At 42.5% G+C, this 16897-nt stretch carries 13 protein-coding genes and 4 tRNA genes; 10 read left to right on the top strand and 7 right to left on the bottom strand.

Annotation, left to right across the window (positions count from 1 at the left end):
* Window positions 1–179: 179 nt before the first annotated feature.
* The 8 genes from JMX75_RS02325 to rimI all read left to right on the top strand — a co-directional run bounded on the left by JMX75_RS02325 (window position 180) and on the right by rimI (window position 5616).
* Window positions 180–1034: an RsiV family protein gene (locus JMX75_RS02325; protein ID WP_201530752.1), complete on the top strand. Its 855-nt coding sequence runs from the start codon at window positions 180–182 to the stop codon at window positions 1032–1034.
* An 82-nt stretch (window positions 1035–1116) separates the two neighbouring features.
* On the top strand, window positions 1117–2250 hold the full coding sequence (locus JMX75_RS02320; RefSeq protein WP_011512792.1) for an FHA domain-containing protein: 1134 nt from the start codon (window positions 1117–1119) through the stop codon (window positions 2248–2250).
* Between the two features lie 475 nt (window positions 2251–2725).
* Window positions 2726–2801, top strand: a tRNA-Thr gene (locus tag JMX75_RS02315).
* 67 nt (window positions 2802–2868) lie between these two features.
* Window positions 2869–2952: transfer RNA gene (locus JMX75_RS02310), tRNA-Tyr, on the top strand.
* Between the two features lie 85 nt (window positions 2953–3037).
* Window positions 3038–3111 (top strand) — tRNA-Gly (locus JMX75_RS02305).
* 117 nt (window positions 3112–3228) lie between these two features.
* Window positions 3229–3303, top strand: a tRNA-Thr gene (locus tag JMX75_RS02300).
* A gap of 483 nt (window positions 3304–3786) precedes the next feature.
* Window positions 3787–4977, top strand: coding sequence for an elongation factor Tu (gene tuf, locus JMX75_RS02295; RefSeq protein ID WP_011512793.1), 1191 nt, complete (start codon window positions 3787–3789; stop codon window positions 4975–4977).
* 162 nt (window positions 4978–5139) lie between these two features.
* Window positions 5140–5616 carry a ribosomal protein S18-alanine N-acetyltransferase gene (rimI, locus tag JMX75_RS02290; protein ID WP_201530750.1) on the top strand — a complete coding sequence of 159 codons (477 nt, stop codon included), beginning with the start codon at window positions 5140–5142 and terminating at the stop codon, window positions 5614–5616.
* 85 nt (window positions 5617–5701) lie between these two features.
* On the opposite strand, the gene JMX75_RS02285 is transcribed toward rimI, so the two are convergent.
* The 3 genes from JMX75_RS02285 to trxB form a co-directional block, all read right to left on the bottom strand.
* On the bottom strand, window positions 5702–6136 hold the full coding sequence (locus JMX75_RS02285; RefSeq protein ID WP_201530748.1) for a MerR family transcriptional regulator: 435 nt from the start codon (window positions 6134–6136) through the stop codon (window positions 5702–5704).
* Between the two features lie 152 nt (window positions 6137–6288).
* Window positions 6289–7113, bottom strand: coding sequence for a leucyl/phenylalanyl-tRNA--protein transferase (aat, locus tag JMX75_RS02280; protein WP_201530746.1), 825 nt, complete (start codon window positions 7111–7113; stop codon window positions 6289–6291).
* Window positions 7114–8136 (bottom strand): thioredoxin-disulfide reductase, encoded by a 1023-nt coding sequence (gene trxB / locus JMX75_RS02275; RefSeq protein ID WP_201530745.1) that lies wholly within the window; start codon window positions 8134–8136, stop codon window positions 7114–7116.
* A 724-nt stretch (window positions 8137–8860) separates the two neighbouring features.
* Between trxB and JMX75_RS02270 the strand changes: the two genes are divergently transcribed.
* Together JMX75_RS02270 and JMX75_RS02265 are read left to right on the top strand one after the other, a co-directional pair.
* A complete protein-coding gene (locus tag JMX75_RS02270) occupies window positions 8861–12148 on the top strand; it encodes a DNA translocase FtsK 4TM domain-containing protein (protein ID WP_201530743.1) in 3288 nt (1095 codons plus the stop codon).
* 284 nt (window positions 12149–12432) lie between these two features.
* Window positions 12433–13926 carry an amidase gene (locus JMX75_RS02265; protein WP_201530741.1) on the top strand — a complete coding sequence of 498 codons (1494 nt, stop codon included), beginning with the start codon at window positions 12433–12435 and terminating at the stop codon, window positions 13924–13926.
* Between the two features lie 42 nt (window positions 13927–13968).
* Here the strand turns inward: JMX75_RS02265 and JMX75_RS02260 are convergent, their stop codons facing one another.
* The 4 genes from JMX75_RS02260 to JMX75_RS02245 form a co-directional block, all read right to left on the bottom strand.
* Entirely contained in the window at window positions 13969–14883 is a 915-nt protein-coding gene (locus tag JMX75_RS02260; RefSeq protein ID WP_227672977.1) for a DODA-type extradiol aromatic ring-opening family dioxygenase, read from the bottom strand.
* Between the two features lie 92 nt (window positions 14884–14975).
* On the bottom strand, window positions 14976–15464 hold the full coding sequence (gene rlmH, locus JMX75_RS02255) for a 23S rRNA (pseudouridine(1915)-N(3))-methyltransferase RlmH (protein ID WP_020442765.1): 489 nt from the start codon (window positions 15462–15464) through the stop codon (window positions 14976–14978).
* Between the two features lie 246 nt (window positions 15465–15710).
* Window positions 15711–16253, bottom strand: a complete 543-nt coding sequence (locus JMX75_RS02250; RefSeq protein ID WP_201530739.1) for a DUF421 domain-containing protein — start codon at window positions 16251–16253, stop codon at window positions 15711–15713.
* A 122-nt stretch (window positions 16254–16375) separates the two neighbouring features.
* Window positions 16376–16891 (bottom strand): ABZJ_00895 family protein, encoded by a 516-nt coding sequence (locus JMX75_RS02245; protein ID WP_201530738.1) that lies wholly within the window; start codon window positions 16889–16891, stop codon window positions 16376–16378.
* Between the last annotated feature and the right edge of the window lie 6 nt (window positions 16892–16897).

The following is a 16897-nucleotide window of genomic DNA, read 5'->3' as shown; positions in this document are numbered from 1 at the left end:
GCCACTTTGCTTAATCTTAAAAGACACGTTATCGTGTCTTTTTTATTAGCTTATCAAACAGCGTATTATTGATTTTAATCCCTATGGTTCTAGAAAAAACACGAACAGTGTTCCTACAATATAGGACAAAGGTTACGGTAGAATATCAGTAAATCTTATAGATATATTAAAGAGGCTATATGAAAACTGCTAATCAACGTCCTATTATTGAGTCACAATCAGTCCAGCAATCTTCTACGGATGCGGGTAGGCTGCGTTTATTGTCAATAGTAAGTAGTGGGTTGCTGTTTGGCACGTTAAGCTTCTCAGCATATGCCGGTAGCCTTTTTAGTAGCACAGAGTATCTCGATTATCAGTTACCCAAAAAACTACAAGAAACCTGCACGGCGCGTGATAACTGTCCGGAGATTGAAGTTAAATATCTTAAAACCAATCACAAATGGATAAACGATATCACCAATCAGCGTATCAATACGCTGGTTGTAAATAGTAAACCCTCTGAATCTGCGCCTATCACTACCAAAGCCACTCCAGCTGCTGTCAAAAACGCGCTTGATGGTTTTGCTGCCTCGCAATTGAATGAGCTACCGAGTGACAGTGCGTTTGCTTACAGCCTAACGGTGACACCTGAATATGTGGGTCATATTAATGATTTTGAGACGTTCGAGATAAGCTCATATGTCTTTACTGGCGGCGCACATGGAATGCCGTATAGCGAATATCTAGTGTTTGACCAGAAGACGAAAAAACAAATTAAACTGGCTGATATGCTGCAAAGCGGTAAAAAGCCACAGTTTAATGCGCTTGTCTATAATGCTTATAAAGACTGGGTGAAAACGGTCGATAAAGATGTGAAAAACTACGAAAAAAATTGGCCATTTACCTTAAGTGATAACGTCACATTGACGGATAAAGGGATTGATATTCGTTATCAGCATTATGCTATCGCTCCCTATGCCTATGGTATGCCAGTGCTTAGCATTCCTTATAATAAGCTTAGCGGTATCATACAACCGCGCTTTATCTCTAAATAATATAGCTATAAACGTCAGATACAATAGGATGGATCAGCTAATGACCATCATGAATATTTAATAATAAATAAGGAGTCATCGCATGACAAACGATATCGATAATATGAATGCCGCAACGACCAATACATGGCAGTTGAATGCCTTGACAGAGGCACTTGGCGATCTGACATTAACGGTCACTGACAGCCTCTCTGTGGGCCGTGGTAGTGATAATGATCTGGTACTAGGTAGCAAGCAAATTTCACGCAATCATGCACAACTGAGTGTCTTAAACGGTCAGCTATACGTAAAAGATCTAGAGTCGTCAAATGGCACTTTTATTAATGATGAGCGTATCGCTGCCAATGAATCGAAGCAGTTATCAGCAGAGGATACGCTTGGGTTTGCAAGCTTTATTTTTCAGGTAAGTAAGCCAGTGGCTGCTACTGTTATTCATGAGCAAGCAGTTGCAGATAAACCAACGTTAATGTTGAGTCCTGATACTGAGATAGCACCTATCGTTGAAGCAGAGCCAGTCGTCAAAGAAACGATAATCGAAGAGATATTACCTGTCGAAAATTCTTTAGAAGCAATGCCTATTGCTGCTGTGCAAGCAGAACAGATTGTTAGCGCTGCTCAAACAGATGAGCCAGTGATTAAAGAAACAGGCATCACTGATATCTTAGCCGCCGCAGATAAAGCCGAACCTGTATTGAGCGAAGTAGAATATAGTCCTACTGAAACCTCAAGTGTCCCTATTGTGGCTGCTGAGCCCGAAGTAATAGAGTCTATCTCAACCGAAACTACATCAACGCCTTCTGCTCATCAAGAATCACTTTTAGAGCAGCCCGTCTTAGCTGATGAGCCTTTGCTACATAAAGACGCTGTATCCGAAACCCTTTCAGAAACGTCTCCTGTAAGTGAGGCGCCAGTCATTGAAGCAGCTATTGAGCCAGAGCATGACAAAACCACTAAGACGGCCTTGCAAGAAGAAGCAGATCCAGATGTACTGCGTGCTAAACAGGCAGCCACTTCACAGTTTTCGGGCACAGCCAATCTAGGTCAATCTCGCGATTTGGGTACTACAGGCAATAATGCGATGGATCAAGCACTGGATAACCCTGCCACTACTGGAGCAGTTGAAAAGAAACCGAGTGGTAGTTGGTTTATATGGGTGTTTGTCGCAATTATTATTATTGGCTTAGCACTATGGTTGTTTAATACAGGCATGGTATAGCCAATTTTTAACAAGAGAGCTATCTTTGTTTATTTAAATAATAAATTGGTCAACTGGTAAAAGTTGTAGTTGATTTGCTTTAAGAGATTAGTACTATGTTAGGATAAATTTTGCATCGCTTTAAATAGTAATTTTATAGCGAACAAGTTTTATCTTAGCATCGTAGGAATCACAAGTTTTAACGGTATCTTTTAAAAAATCTGTCGCTGATAAGTATTGGCGCTTGGCAGGTTTACACAATTATTGAATGTTTCTAGCAATGAATAACCAATCCAAAGAAGTTAAGTGACTAGGTTTTTTGGCTAAAAGATAGACCGTTGGAATAAGAGCAGTAAAAGTAGCTATTTTCAAAAAATAAAAACCCTTTTATAATCAGTTGTTTGAGATTTTTTATTAAAATAAAGTCAAAAATACTAAAAAAGGGCTTGCGCATCTCAAAATATTTGATAGAATAGCCTCCACTTTGAGAGAACAAGCCGACTTAGCTCAGTTGGTAGAGCAACTGACTTGTAATCAGTAGGTCGCCAGTTCGATCCCGGCAGTCGGCACCATCTCTCTCAAAGTAGCTTTTTATGAATATGTCTTAAACTAAAGCCATTTTTGTTTAAAGCAACCTAAGGTGGGATTGGGGAGCGGTCAAACCCAACAGACTGTAAATCTGTCGCGAAAGCTTCGAAGGTTCGAATCCTTCTCCCACCACCATATTTTTCTAAGTTCGTCTTAGCGCCAAGCATACTCTATATCAATCCATGATTCTTTATCAGAGTCAACCCAGATAAGAGTAAATGCGGGTGTGGTATAATGGTAACACCTTAGCCTTCCAAGCTAATGACGCGGGTTCGATTCCCGCCACCCGCTCCATATATGTACCATTGCACAAATCATCAATACTCATCACGACAGTCAGTTATTATTGCTGTATCGTGATATTTTTTTTAGTGCAACTTAGTGGTTGGCTACTGTAGTTGTTAGAAGCACGCTCATATAGCTCAGCGGTAGAGCACTCCCTTGGTAAGGGAGAGGTCTTGAGTTCAATTCTCAATATGAGCTCCATTTATTGTTCCATTATTTATATTCGCTTTGCTAATGTTTGTCCATAGCTCAGTATTGGTATCAAAATTATAAAATATCGAAAATTATACATACAGTGTGGCAGAGAATAATTCAAAGGTGACACTGAGGTGTTGCCTTTTTGCGCTGTCAGTTTGTTAGTAGGTGTTATCTTTATCTAATAAATGAGCTGTATAAAGAATTAAATGAATAAGAGTTAGATAAAGTAGTGCAATAGCAGTACTGTATATTAACTTGTCATGTTCAACAGATTGAAAAGCACGTATAATGCCTCTATTTATAAGCTTAACAGCTAAAATATCGAACACAAAGATAGTATAGCGTTATAGCTAGTATTTTAATAAATATTGGTTTAATAGAAAAAACACAGTGTCAACGGTTTGATGGTCATACATCATAAGCCGTCAAACAGTTATTTACCGATCTTTGATTGATAAATATTCACCAAAAAAAGAGGAAATACCCATGGCAAAGGCCAAGTTTGAACGTCTAAAACCACATGTTAACGTCGGTACCATCGGACACGTTGACCACGGTAAAACCACCCTTACCGCTGCAATCGCAACCGTAGCTGCAATCACCTCTGGTGGCGAAGCCAAAGACTACGCGTCTATTGACTCAGCACCAGAAGAAAAAGCACGTGGCATCACCATCAACACCTCACACGTAGAATATGACACCCCATCACGTCATTACGCTCACGTTGATTGCCCAGGTCACGCCGATTATGTTAAAAACATGATCACCGGTGCAGCCCAGATGGACGGCGCAATCCTAGTTGTATCTGCAACTGACGGCCCTATGCCACAAACCCGTGAGCACATCCTGCTTTCACGTCAGGTTGGCGTACCGTACATCGTCGTATTCATGAACAAATGCGACGTTGTTGATGACGAAGAATTGCTTGAACTCGTAGAAATGGAAGTTCGTGAATTATTAAGCGACTATGACTTCCCAGGTGATGACACCCCAATCATCCATGGTTCTGCAACTGAAGCCCTAAAAGGCTCACAAGAAAAATATGGTCAACCAGCCGTTGTAGAACTATTAAACGTTCTTGACACCTACATCCCAGAGCCAGAGCGTGACATCGACAAAGCATTCCTAATGCCAATCGAAGACGTATTCTCAATCTCAGGTCGTGGTACTGTTGTAACTGGCCGTGTTGAATCTGGTATCGTACGCGTTGGCGACGAAATCGAAATCGTCGGTATCCGTGACACTCAAAAAACCACCTGTACTGGTGTAGAGATGTTCCGTAAACTGCTTGACGAAGGTCGTGCAGGCGAAAACTGTGGCGTACTACTACGTGGTACTAAGCGTGAAGACGTACAACGTGGCCAAGTACTAGCTAAGCCAGGTTCAATCACGCCTCATACCAAGTTTGACGCTGAAGTATACGTGTTAAGCAAAGAAGAGGGTGGTCGTCACACACCATTCCTAAACGGCTATCGTCCACAGTTCTACTTCCGTACCACTGACGTAACTGGCGCAATCCAATTACAAGACGGTACTGAAATGGTTATGCCTGGTGATAACGTTGAGATGGGCGTAGAGCTTATCCACCCAATCGCTATGGACAAAGGTCTTCGCTTTGCTATTCGTGAAGGCGGCCGTACGGTAGGCGCTGGTGTTGTTGCTAACGTATTGAACTAATACTTAACGCTGTCAGAGTAATCTGATTGTCGTTAATAATTAGTCAAAAGCCATCCTCGAAAGAGGGTGGCTTTTTTTTGGTATGGTTTGCTAATAGAATGACAGTGTCGACAATCAACGATAATATAACTGACACTAAAGCCAGCAAATAAAGAGGCACTGATGTTCGATGTAAAAATACTATTAGATGAACCAGATAAGCGTACAGAAATGGTCGAAGCAGTTGCAGCTGTTGAAGCTATGGTTCAGCTACAAGACCCTTGGACATCTCAAACAATAGGCGACCTGCTCGAACAGGATAGTATCAGTCTGATGGTTGTTACTGATAATTCTGCAAACGAATTGATTGGCTACTGTTTATACCAATTATTGTTTGAGCAAGCAGAGATTTTACGTATTGGCACTCATCCTGATTATCAGCGTCAAGGTATAGCATCACGAGTTTTTATTAGACTAGATGAGGCGTTAAAGGCCAATCAAGTAGAGAGTCTTTTATTAGAAGTGCGGGCAGACAATACTGCTGCGATCGCGCTATATGAGCAGCAAGGATTTACTGTGATTCATACACGTAAAAACTACTATCAAGCAGCGCATCAACCGGCAGTCGACGCGCTAATCATGCAGCGTATTTATAATTAATCTTAAAAAATATTAGCAGCTTTTATTATTTGAGATTTAAAACAATAACAAATAATAAAAGCGGTGTGGTATCGAGGTTTCCTTATCAGGATAAAGGCAGTGTCTTTTTACACACATCAATGTCGAGTTTATAACCACTATCAGACTTCATATGCTCAAGAATATCAATGCGTTCGGTCAACATCTCTATCATCAAACTGATGGTCGTTTGTTGTTTTCTGATTTGAATCAGTTTTTGCTGGGTAATGTTCAGCTGTAAGTCAATATCAAGCTGCCCATCATAATAATCATTGAGGCTGTCTTTGATTTCAGTCAGGGTAAAGCCAATTGCTTGTGCGCTTTTAATTAATTCGATACGTTCAACACATTCTGGATGAAACTCAGTATATAGCCGTGAACCTGCCTGACGCTTACGAGACTTTAGCAGCCCCAACTGGTCATAGTGACGAATCGTATCTTTAGTGGTGTTGGCTTTGGTTGCCAGCTTACCTATTAATAAAAAAGAGGTATCAGGTGCCATAATGTACTCATGATCGTGATAGGTAAGTTGCTGATTTATGAAAAAATTGCCGATTAAACGTAACAGTAATAATCATACGTACTCAATCGAGTCGCACTATTTTAACTATCGATTAGCCAGATCAACTTTAGATTTTAAAATAAAGTAAGAAACTAGAGGTTTAATTGCCAAGGTTGCAAACTCTCTAACAGCGATACCGCTAGAGGCTTATGCGAGTTTTTGTGCCAATTATCTGAACTATTAGATATTAATATGTCTAGTTGAGCCAAAAACTCAGTACGTGACAAGGTGATAGCACCTAAACTTGTGAGATGATCGTTAGGGAGTTGACAGTCAACAAGATTAACATTGCTTTGCTCACATAAGCGCATCAAGCCCCAAAATGCCAGCTTTGATGCATTAGAAGCGATATGAAACATCGATTCACCAAAATAAATGCCGCCTATTTTTAAGCCATATAAACCGCCAACGAGCGTGCCTTTATCATCCCAAACTTCAATACTATGCGCAAAGCCTTGAGCATGTAGCTCGCTATAGGCTTCAATCATCTCATCATGAATCCAAGTATGTTCGCCTTCAGGCTGACTTTCATTAAGATCGTCATTAACGCCATTACTACGCGGTAAACTACAAGCGTGTATGACCTCATCAAAAGCTTGATTCAGCGTCAACTGCCAACGACTACGGTTTGCTTGCTTACGTAGCGATTTACTCGGCTGATAGTCTGTCGGCTGCATCACACATCTGGGTTCAGGGCACCACCAAGCAATTGGCTCATCGTCATTAAACCAAGGAAATAGACCCTGTACATAAGCAGAAATCAGCGTCTCAGGGGCTAAATCTCCCCCGATAGCCACAATGCCCATACCTTCAGGGTCTACTATCGCTGGCTCTGGAAAGTCATAACGCCCAAGACTCTTGATATGTTGAACAAAAGCCTCAGGCGTTGTATGACCATCATTAACAAAATCGCTCATTTACGCTTCTTTGTCAGCTGTCAACGTTGAAGCATAAGTATGATCTTGAGCGACCGTTTCGCCTATTGCATCTAGGTACTTTTCAGCATCAAGTGCTGCCATACAGCCCGTACCAGCAGAGGTGATCGCTTGACGATAGACATGATCTGCGACGTCACCTGCGGCAAAAACCCCTTCGATACTGGTTTGGGTAGCATTACCATTGAGACCGCTGTTGACGATCAGATAACCGTCTTTCATCTCTAACTGACCTTCGAATAAGTCAGTATTCGGCTTATGACCAATGGCGACAAACATACCAAACACGTCCAGTTGCTTGGTACTGCCATCAATCATAGATTCAATGACCACGCCATTAACGCCCATATCATCACCAACCACTTCTTTTACGCTGTGGTTCCACTCGATTTTGACATTACCATTTTTGGCTTTTTCAAATAGTTTATCTTGTAGGATTTTTTCTGAGCGTAAGCTATCACGACGATGGACTAAAGTGACTTCAGCGGCGATATTTGATAAATACAGCGCTTCTTCAACGGCCGTGTTACCACCACCGATAACTGCCACTTTTTGGTCTTTATAAAAGAAGCCATCACAAGTTGCACAGGCAGAAACGCCAAGACCACGGAATTTGGTTTCTGACTCTAGACCTAGATACTGTGCTGATGCGCCGGTTGAGATAATAAGAGCATCACAGGTGTAATTGCCGTTATTACCAGTCAGCTCAAAAGGACGCACATTTAAATTCACAGCATTGACATGATCATAAACCAGTTCAGTACCAAAGCGTTCGGCATGGGCTTTCATACGCTCCATCAATGCAGGACCAGTCAAATCATGTGCATCACCCGGCCAGTTATCGACTTCGGTCGTCGTCGTGAGCTGTCCGCCGACTTCCATACCGGTGACCATAACAGGCTTTAGGTTGGCGCGTGCTGCATACACAGCGGCAGAATAACCAGCAGGACCTGAACCTAAAATAATGAGTTTTTCGTGGCGTGGAGCAGTATTATCAGTTGCCATAAGATTTCCTTGCTAGAGCAATAAATGTGAAAAGGTTCAACGTTAAAATAATAAGTAGATATTATAAGTATTATAAAAGATAGGCGTAAAAATGACGACGTATCTGGTTATTATCGTTGCTATGTGATAATAACATAAGGGCTAAGAGCAAAAAGTGCAAGTTTGCTAAAACAAATATGGGTATCATTAGAACTAAAGTATCTGAAGCTTGAAATTTTAGTACCAAAAATGAGCCCATATTCAAATATAGTCAGTGAAAAGTGATATATAAACATCACGTACTGCTGGTATTAATTTGTCTTGCTTGCTGTACGTACGCAGACAGAGGCTATAAAAAATTTATATCAGCAGTAACGTAGAGCTTTAATATATTTTGGTTAGATTCTAATGCAAAAAGAACAGGCATCATTTTTCACTAGCTGCATTTTTGGCTAAATCACTACTGGATTGATTTTCTTATGCGCTTTATTGATAACACGGTCGCCATGGCAGCTATGTATTTGTTATTATAAGAAGTTGTATGCCGCGCACAAAACAAAAACAGCAATGCGGTCAATATTTTGTCGTAGTATTTTAGATAAAGTTTTTGTGTTATTACGCCACATCAGTCGTAACCTATTACAGCAGTTTCTATCAGGAATTTATGTCAGCATGATTAAGCTTAATCATGGTTTGACGACTATTGAGTATTCATGACGAGTATTAACAACAAGGCAGATCTTACGTGATATCAGCACCAATTATTGATTACTTAAAAAAGGGCATATTTACCCTACTAGGATTACTCCTCGCGGTTTATTTGTTCGTGATTTTGATGACTTATACCGGTAATGATCCTAGCTGGTCGCACATCAGTAGTGATATGACGACCATTAATAATATGGGCGGCGAGATGGGCGCATGGCTCTCAGATTTGCTGTATAGCTTCTTTGGTTTTGGTGCGTGGTGGTTACTGGCGTTTCTGGTTTATGAGTCAGTACTGATTTGGTGGGACAATAAACCGACGTTTTGGTTATTACGCTTGGTTGCTTATGTGTTTTTAATATTGAGCAGCAGTGCCTTATTTGCCCAGTTGATTGCATTGGTACAGCAGGTAGCAGATCCGATGTCGTCAGGACTCAAAGGCGTTGCTGGCGGTATTATTGGTCTTGAGCTACAAGCGAGGCTAGCACAGCTATTGTCGCAGTGGGGGAGTGTGACGTTTTTGGCAGTGTTTGTCGCTATTACGACCACCTTTGCCTTTAATATTCATTGGATGAGTATTTACGAAAAAATTAAAACTTTGTCTTGGTTTGGGTCAGGTGTCAAAAACCTTGATAGCAGCCTTGACGCTAGTCAAATAACACAAGAAGACAATGCTACTAGTGCTGCCGATAAACAAGGTCGTGATACAGCAATAAGTGAGACTGATACTCCAGAATATGAGCAATTGCCTCTTGAGTTGCAAGTGGATGAACAGGCCAAAAATAAACAGCAAGACAATAGAAGTGGTCGTTTTAATAGCGCATTGACAGACTTTTTATCGTCTTCAGGATTGGGTGCCAGTGTAAAAGCTTCTATGGCAGCCGCTGCGCAAGTCGCCAGTGAAAGTACCAAACGAGAAGAGCAGCTGCAAACTGCAGCCGCCACAACGATTAGCAATAGCGCTTTTAATCTGAATAAAACATCAGTACCTGCTACCAATGCTACGCCAATGCCTATCAGAAAGGTTGAGCCAAGTTTTGCATGGAACGATGCAAATACTGTCGCTGATTTATTAGCAAACCAGATAGAAAATGAGCAAGATACGATACCTTATGATGTCGTAAATGCTCCATATTCAGAGGCATCAGCTGCTGCTTCTGTTGACAGCTTAAATACTGAAATTTCTTCTGCTAGCCCAGTTCTTGATATCACTCAAGAGGAGACTCAGCAACAAGCAGCACATTCGTTAAATGATTATGCACCGAACATGTCAACTACGCAGCCAGATATTCCTGAATCAGCGCCTAGCGTCGATAGCTTAGTGGATGCATGGTTGGCAGAACATGCGGCAGTGCCGGAAGCGACTGATTTTAGCCATGAACAAGAATTATCTGCCGTAGAGACATTAACAGAAAGGGCAGCTGCACCTATTCAGCAGCAAACTACTATCTCACCAAACGACACTACTGACGACATTCCTAATAATGCTGCAAATGACTTGTTGAACGATTTGGAGTCTTTTGCTGATGCTGATGTAGAGAATACATCAGAAATAATAGATATGACACCGACCAATACCCCGCCTGCAAATCCAAAAGCACCACCAATAGCAGAGAGTACGGCTACCATATCAAGTATCGAGTCAGCCACAGTAACCAAACCAACTATGAGTTTTGCAGTCCCAGAAGGTGATAGTAGCAATCATATTACGGATATGATGCCAGAAGACGACAATGTTTATGATAGCACTGACGAGATTGATGCTCCCGTTATGCCTCATATTAGTGATGATATTGCATTCAGTCAAAAATCACGCTCAATGCAAACGGCTGCCTATCGTAGTAGTCTGTCGCCGATTCCAGAGATGTCGATCTTAGATAAGCCAGACCCCAATCGTCAGCCAAGCTATACGCTTGCTGAGCTTGAGCAGTTATCAGAGCTACTGGAAATCAAATTACAAGAGTTCAATGTCAAAGCAAACGTTGTCAATGCGATTCCAGGACCTGTCGTCACTCGCTTTGAAGTAGACCTAGCGCCTGGGATAAAAGCCAGTAAAGTCACAGGGATTTCACGCGATTTGGCACGCTCATTATCAATGGCATCTTTACGTGTGGTTGAGGTTATTCCTGGCAAGCCATACATTGGCATTGAAGTGCCCAATAAACAGCGCGAAATGGTACGTTTGATTGAGTTGTTGGATACCGAAAAATTTAAAGATCCTAAAGCGCAAATCAGTATGGCGATGGGTAAAGATATTGGCGGTAAAGCTATTATTACTGATCTTGCACGAGCGCCGCATATGTTGGTCGCTGGTACGACGGGTTCTGGTAAATCAGTCTTGGTCAACGCCATGTTACTATCGATGCTGCTAAAATATACGCCGAACGAGCTGCGAATGATTCTTATCGATCCTAAGCAGCTTGAACTTGCCAACTATAATGATATTCCGCATTTGCTGACCCCAGTCGTTACCGATATGACTGAGGCGGCAAGTGCCTTGTCATGGTGCGTCGCAGAGATGGAACGTCGTTATCAGCTTATGAGCTTGCTAAAAGTGCGTAAACTAAACGAGTTTAACAAAAAAGTGATCGCTGCTGAAAAATCAGGCAATCCAATGCTTGACCCATTATGGCGACCCAATGACAGTGTAAGTATTAGCCAAGCACCAAAGCTAAAAACCTTACCGATGATTGTCATCGTTGCCGACGAGTTTGCCGATATGATTATGCAGGTCGGTAAGCAGGCAGAAGAGTTAATTACACGCTTGGCGCAAAAATCGCGGGCAGCAGGGATTCATTTAATCCTTGCGACTCAGCGTCCTTCAGTTGATGTGATTACTGGTTTGATTAAAGCCAATATTCCGGTACGAGCAGCGTTACGAGTCAACTCAAAAGTCGATTCACGGACTATTTTGGATAGTGGTGGCGCAGAAGATATGCTTGGTAATGGCGATATGCTGTTCTTAGGGCCTGGGCAGATTGAACCTGATCGTGTCCATGGAGCTTATGTCAGCGATGAAGAGGTCAATAGCGTCTGTGATGCATGGCGTGAGCGCGGTGCGCCTGATTATATCGACAATATGGCAGGCAATTTTGAATTGTCTAGTCCTAGCGGTGGCAGTAGTGCTGCCAATGCCTCTGGTGAAGATGATGACCTGTACAACGAAGCCGTTGGTTTTATTATGGAGACTCGTAAAGTTTCCGCTTCTAGTATTCAGCGTAAATTTAGCATTGGCTATAACCGCGCCGCACGTATTGTTGACTCGATGGAAGAGGCTGGACTGGTCAGTTCAATGGGTAAGAGTGGTAAACGTGAGCTACTAATGTAGAGCTTATGTTTGACTGGATGGTAAAAAGACGATTTACGAAAGTAACTCGTCTTTTTTATTGAAGATATTAAGGAATTTTATGTAGTAAAAGGTTTTAGGAGTATTAGTTTCAGGCTATCAATTGCCCCTATCAAATAGGATTCTAAATACCGTAAATGACTAATGAGTTTGTTTATTCATTATAAACAGTAAGGTTTTATACTAAACTGGATGCTGTCTATAAATCGGATACATATTAATCTTTTCAAAATTTTAATTTGATTATTCTCCAAGGAAGGTCGGTTATGTTTAAAGAATATACCCAATACGATGCATTAGCACTCGCGGCATTGGTCAATGCTGGGGAAGTCAGTACCAAAGAGTTGCTGGATGCAGCAGTCTATCAAGCCAATCAGCTCAATCCCAAATTGAATGCTATCATTCATCGTTTTGACGAGCGCGCTTATGCTGCAGCGCAGGCGGGACTGCCAGCTGGTGTATTTAACGGCGTCCCTTATTTGTTAAAAGATTTGTCATTTAGCTTCACGGATGAGCCGATTACGATGGGCAGTCGTAGCGTCAATATCATCTCAAAAAGCGATAGCGAAATCGTCAAGCGTATGAAAGCTACCGGCGTTAATACCTTTGGTAAGACCAATACCCCAGAATTTGGCTTGATTATCACCACTGAGCCAAAAGCGCATGGCGTGACACATAATCCTTTTAAAAAAGGTTATAGTTCTGGTGGCTCATCGGGTGGTAGTGCGGCGGCAGTGGCAAGTGGTATCGTACCGATGGCAGGCGCGGGCGATGGTGGCGGCTCGATACGTTTTCCTGCCGCGTGGTGTGGTACGTTTGGACTCAAACCCAGTCGTGGACGTAACCCAATGGGTCCCTTATTTGGTGAAGGCTGGGAAGGCGCAGTAGCCGATCATGTAATTACACGTAGCGTGCGTGATAGTGCCGCGATGCTTGATGCGACTAGTGGTGCTGAGATTGGGGCGCCTTATGTCATAGCGCCGCCTAAAGGTACTTTCTTAGAAGCGGCAATGCGCGCGCCACGACAACTGACCATCGCCTTGCATCAACAGCCATTGGTCGCTAACACTGTGGTCGATAAAGAAGTACTGGTCGTATTAGAGCAGACCGCTAAGCAGCTAGAAGCCATGGGTCACCGCGTAATACCGGCTGAACCTAATATTAATATTGAACAATTCTGGCATAATTTTTTAGTCGTTGTTTGCGCGCATACTGCGTTTACTATTGATAATATTGAGCGTTGCTATGGTGCGCAGCATATACAAAATCTTGAACCGCAAACGTATAATATGGCAATGTTAGGACGTTCACTATCGGCTGTTGATTTGGCGCACGCCAAGCATGGCTGGCATGATAGCCAATATCAAACCGGTCTTCTGCTAGAGACCTACGATATGATTTTGTGCCCAACCGTTCCAACACCGGCAGTAAAACATGGCGTATTACCACCAAGTCGCATGGATGAAATGCTGATGCGCAGTGCTGGTTTGCTAAATAAAGGCATGAATATGGGCAAATACGCTTTTAGCTCAGGCATGATTGAAAAGTTAAGCTCGCCAGTGCTTGGGAAGATGGGTTTTACCTTATTGGGTAATATTACAGGCTTGCCAGCCATGTCGTTGCCTGTCGGTATGAGTAAAAAAGGTCTGCCGATCGGCATGCAATTGATTGGGCGTATGAATGATGAGACGACGTTATTGAGTGTAGCAGGCGAAATGGAGCGTGCAGGTTTATTTACTAAACTTGCTTTTGAAAAGTAGTGTGGTATACCTGCATATATCTATCGCCTTGATTGAGAGCCTTTAATCAAAGCGATAGATATCCATGCCTAAGCTATGATGCGCCATACTTTGATGCACGACTGAGACACGTTGACCGGCACCTAAAGCAAAAAATAGCGGCAGTAAATGCTCATCACTTGGGTGGATATCTTTATAGTCAGGATATTGCTGCCAGTCTAAGGCGCTTGGGATGTCGGTTTTGAGCTGTTGTAGCAGCCAAACTTTAAAATCTTTTGCGGTTTGATCAATACTGTCTGCTTGCCAGCGTAGCGCTTGCAAATTGTGGGTGATATTCCCTGAACCAATAATCAGAATTTGCTCATCACGCAGCCGTGCCAGTTGCGCGCCCAATTGATAGCAAGCGATACTGTCATAATACTGTGGCAAGGATACTTGTACGATAGGAATATCAGCCTGTGGATACAGGTGTAAAAGTGGCGCCCATACCCCATGGTCACTGACACGTAAGGGATTGACCCTACAAACAATACCACGGGCACTCAGTTGCTGCGCCAAGGTCTCAGCAAGTGCTGGATGACCAGTAGCAGGATATTGCAGCTCATATAGCTCTGGAGTAAAACCTGAAAAATCATGCCACGTTTTTGGCTCAGGATTGCTGCTGATCTCAAGTTTCGCTGACTGCCAATGCGCGGACATAATGACTATGGCACGAGGTTTGGGTAAGTTTTGTCCTATACGAGCTAGCGCGCTCGTCGTAGCAGATTGCTCGATAGCCAGCGTCGGTGCACCATGCGATATAAACAGCGCTGGTAACTTAGGGCGCTTTGCCGCGCTCGATATGATAGGCGTATCTGTCCAAGCCGCCGCCGCCGTAATTGGCGTCGATATTAGTGGGCTATGCAAATCGTCGCGATTATCATTGCGTTGCGGATTGATACTTTGGGCATTGGGTGTTGCAGGTTTAGGATATCTCATGTGGCATTTATTAGGGCGTGCGTCCATTTTTCAATCTGTTGTGTCACTGTGATTGATGATGTTTTCCTACGGGATAGTTTTCTATTGCTACTTTAATTACCACGGTGATAAGGGTGGTTATGATTGATACTCATCGCGCGATATAGCTGCTCCATGAGGACAACGCGCACTAAAGGATGCGGTAGCGTAAGCGCCGATAACGACCATTTCACATCTGCTTTTGCCAATACCTCTGGTGACACACCATCGGCACCACCGATGACCAAGGCAATATCATCGCCTTGCTGCATACCATCAGACAATTTATCTGCCAAATTTTCGGTCGAAAGCATCTTACCCTTGACATCAAGTACCCACAATTGCTCACGTCCTGCTGTAGCATGAGCGGCTAAGATCGCCTGACCTTCTTGCTCACGATATTGAGCTAAATTGGCATCTGATGGATTCTTAGCACGTTTTGCCGCCGCAATTTCAACGACTTCGGTAGTGAGCATAGGCTGAATACGCTTATGATACTCATCAAAACCAGTTTGTACCCACTTGGGCATTTTATTACCTACGGTCAAAATTCTTACTTTCATAACAGCTGCCATTTTAAGAAGTGGTTAAATAAATGTAATAAGAAAACCTGTTAAATACTAGATTCTTTGCTCAAGACACGTTTGATAAATAATTATTCTCTATGATTTTAATGCTTTCAAAGCCCACTTACTTACTAATAGTCCAACAGCCGCCTAAAAAGGATAGAGTAAGACAAAGAGAAGAGTCATGCTGCTCTATCCTTTTTAGAGCTAACCAAGTTTTTAGTAAAAATTTTATCAACTGTATTACATAAGCGGAGCAATCGTCTCTGATACCGTATCATCTCCTTCTTGGTTATTGCTATAAGAAGGACTGGGCTTTGGAATAATAGTCAGTTTGGCATCCGACTCAAAAACAACGGCTTCAACCTCATCAAAATTATGAATACCCTCAGAGCGCATGGCACACTCAATTTCTTGGCGGGTCAAACGCTCATCACGCATGGCATCTGGCAAAAACTGTCCTTGGTAAAAGACAATACGCGGCTCAGATAAAATAAAGCTGCTAAATTGCGGCGAAACAGAGGCGTATTTGGTGACCAAAAATTGTAATAAATACAGTGAAAGAATAGCCGCCATACCTTCGATAATCGGAATATCTTTGAGTAAAATCGTACTGGCACTTAATGACCCAATCATCACTGTGACAATCCAGTCAAAATTATTTAGCTGAGAGGTTGAGCGTTTGCCTGAAATTTTAGTAAACGTAACAATCAAAACGTAGACCACGACCGTGGTCAGAATAATACGTCCAAGCTTATCAACATTGTCAAAAAAAAACATTTCCATGGTCTTATCTCCTATTCATCAAAGTTCATCAGCGTAAATACAGCGTAACGGAATTTAGAGATGAATAGGGCAAAAACTTTGTAGTTGCTTGTTTATAACGTTCAATTGCTGGAAGTAAGCAATTAAGCGCCCTTGCGATTGGGATCAAGCAGGCGGTTAATTGCCCAAATGCTGATACGTGCACTCACCAAACTCAGCACCAATATCATGATCAATGCAGAAATTAGCGGTAAAGGCTGCTGCATGCTCATCTCAAGCAGCACTTCACGGCTGATGGAATCGAATAGAAATACCCATATCCCCAAAAAGTAAACCATAGTGAGTAGCCAAACCACGATCACGCCGCCAAACATTAAGCGGTTGATCTCGTCTCTATCTAGTGCACGCTGTTGGTGCTTGATAAACTTATGTACGGCAATATAAGCGCCCAAGACAATAGACAGCACAGTGACCAATTGCGCATTGAGAGTAAGCTTGGTTTGAATCATCATAAATACAGCGCTGGCAAGCATATAGCCAACGGCAAAAAACCCAATATAGAGCATCAATTTGGGTTGAGTGGCAGTTGTATTTAAGTGTGATCCTTTACGTCCTGATGGGGTGATAGGTTTGCTAAGTGACGCGGGCTTACGTGACATAAAATG

Origin of the sequence: Psychrobacter sp. LFX-11D (assembly GCF_904846475.1) — a bacterium.
Classification (GTDB): Bacteria; Pseudomonadota; Gammaproteobacteria; order Pseudomonadales; family Moraxellaceae; genus Psychrobacter; species Psychrobacter cryohalolentis.
Note: the sequence above shows the minus strand (reverse complement) of the source record. Positions and strands in the feature narration are given on the sequence as shown.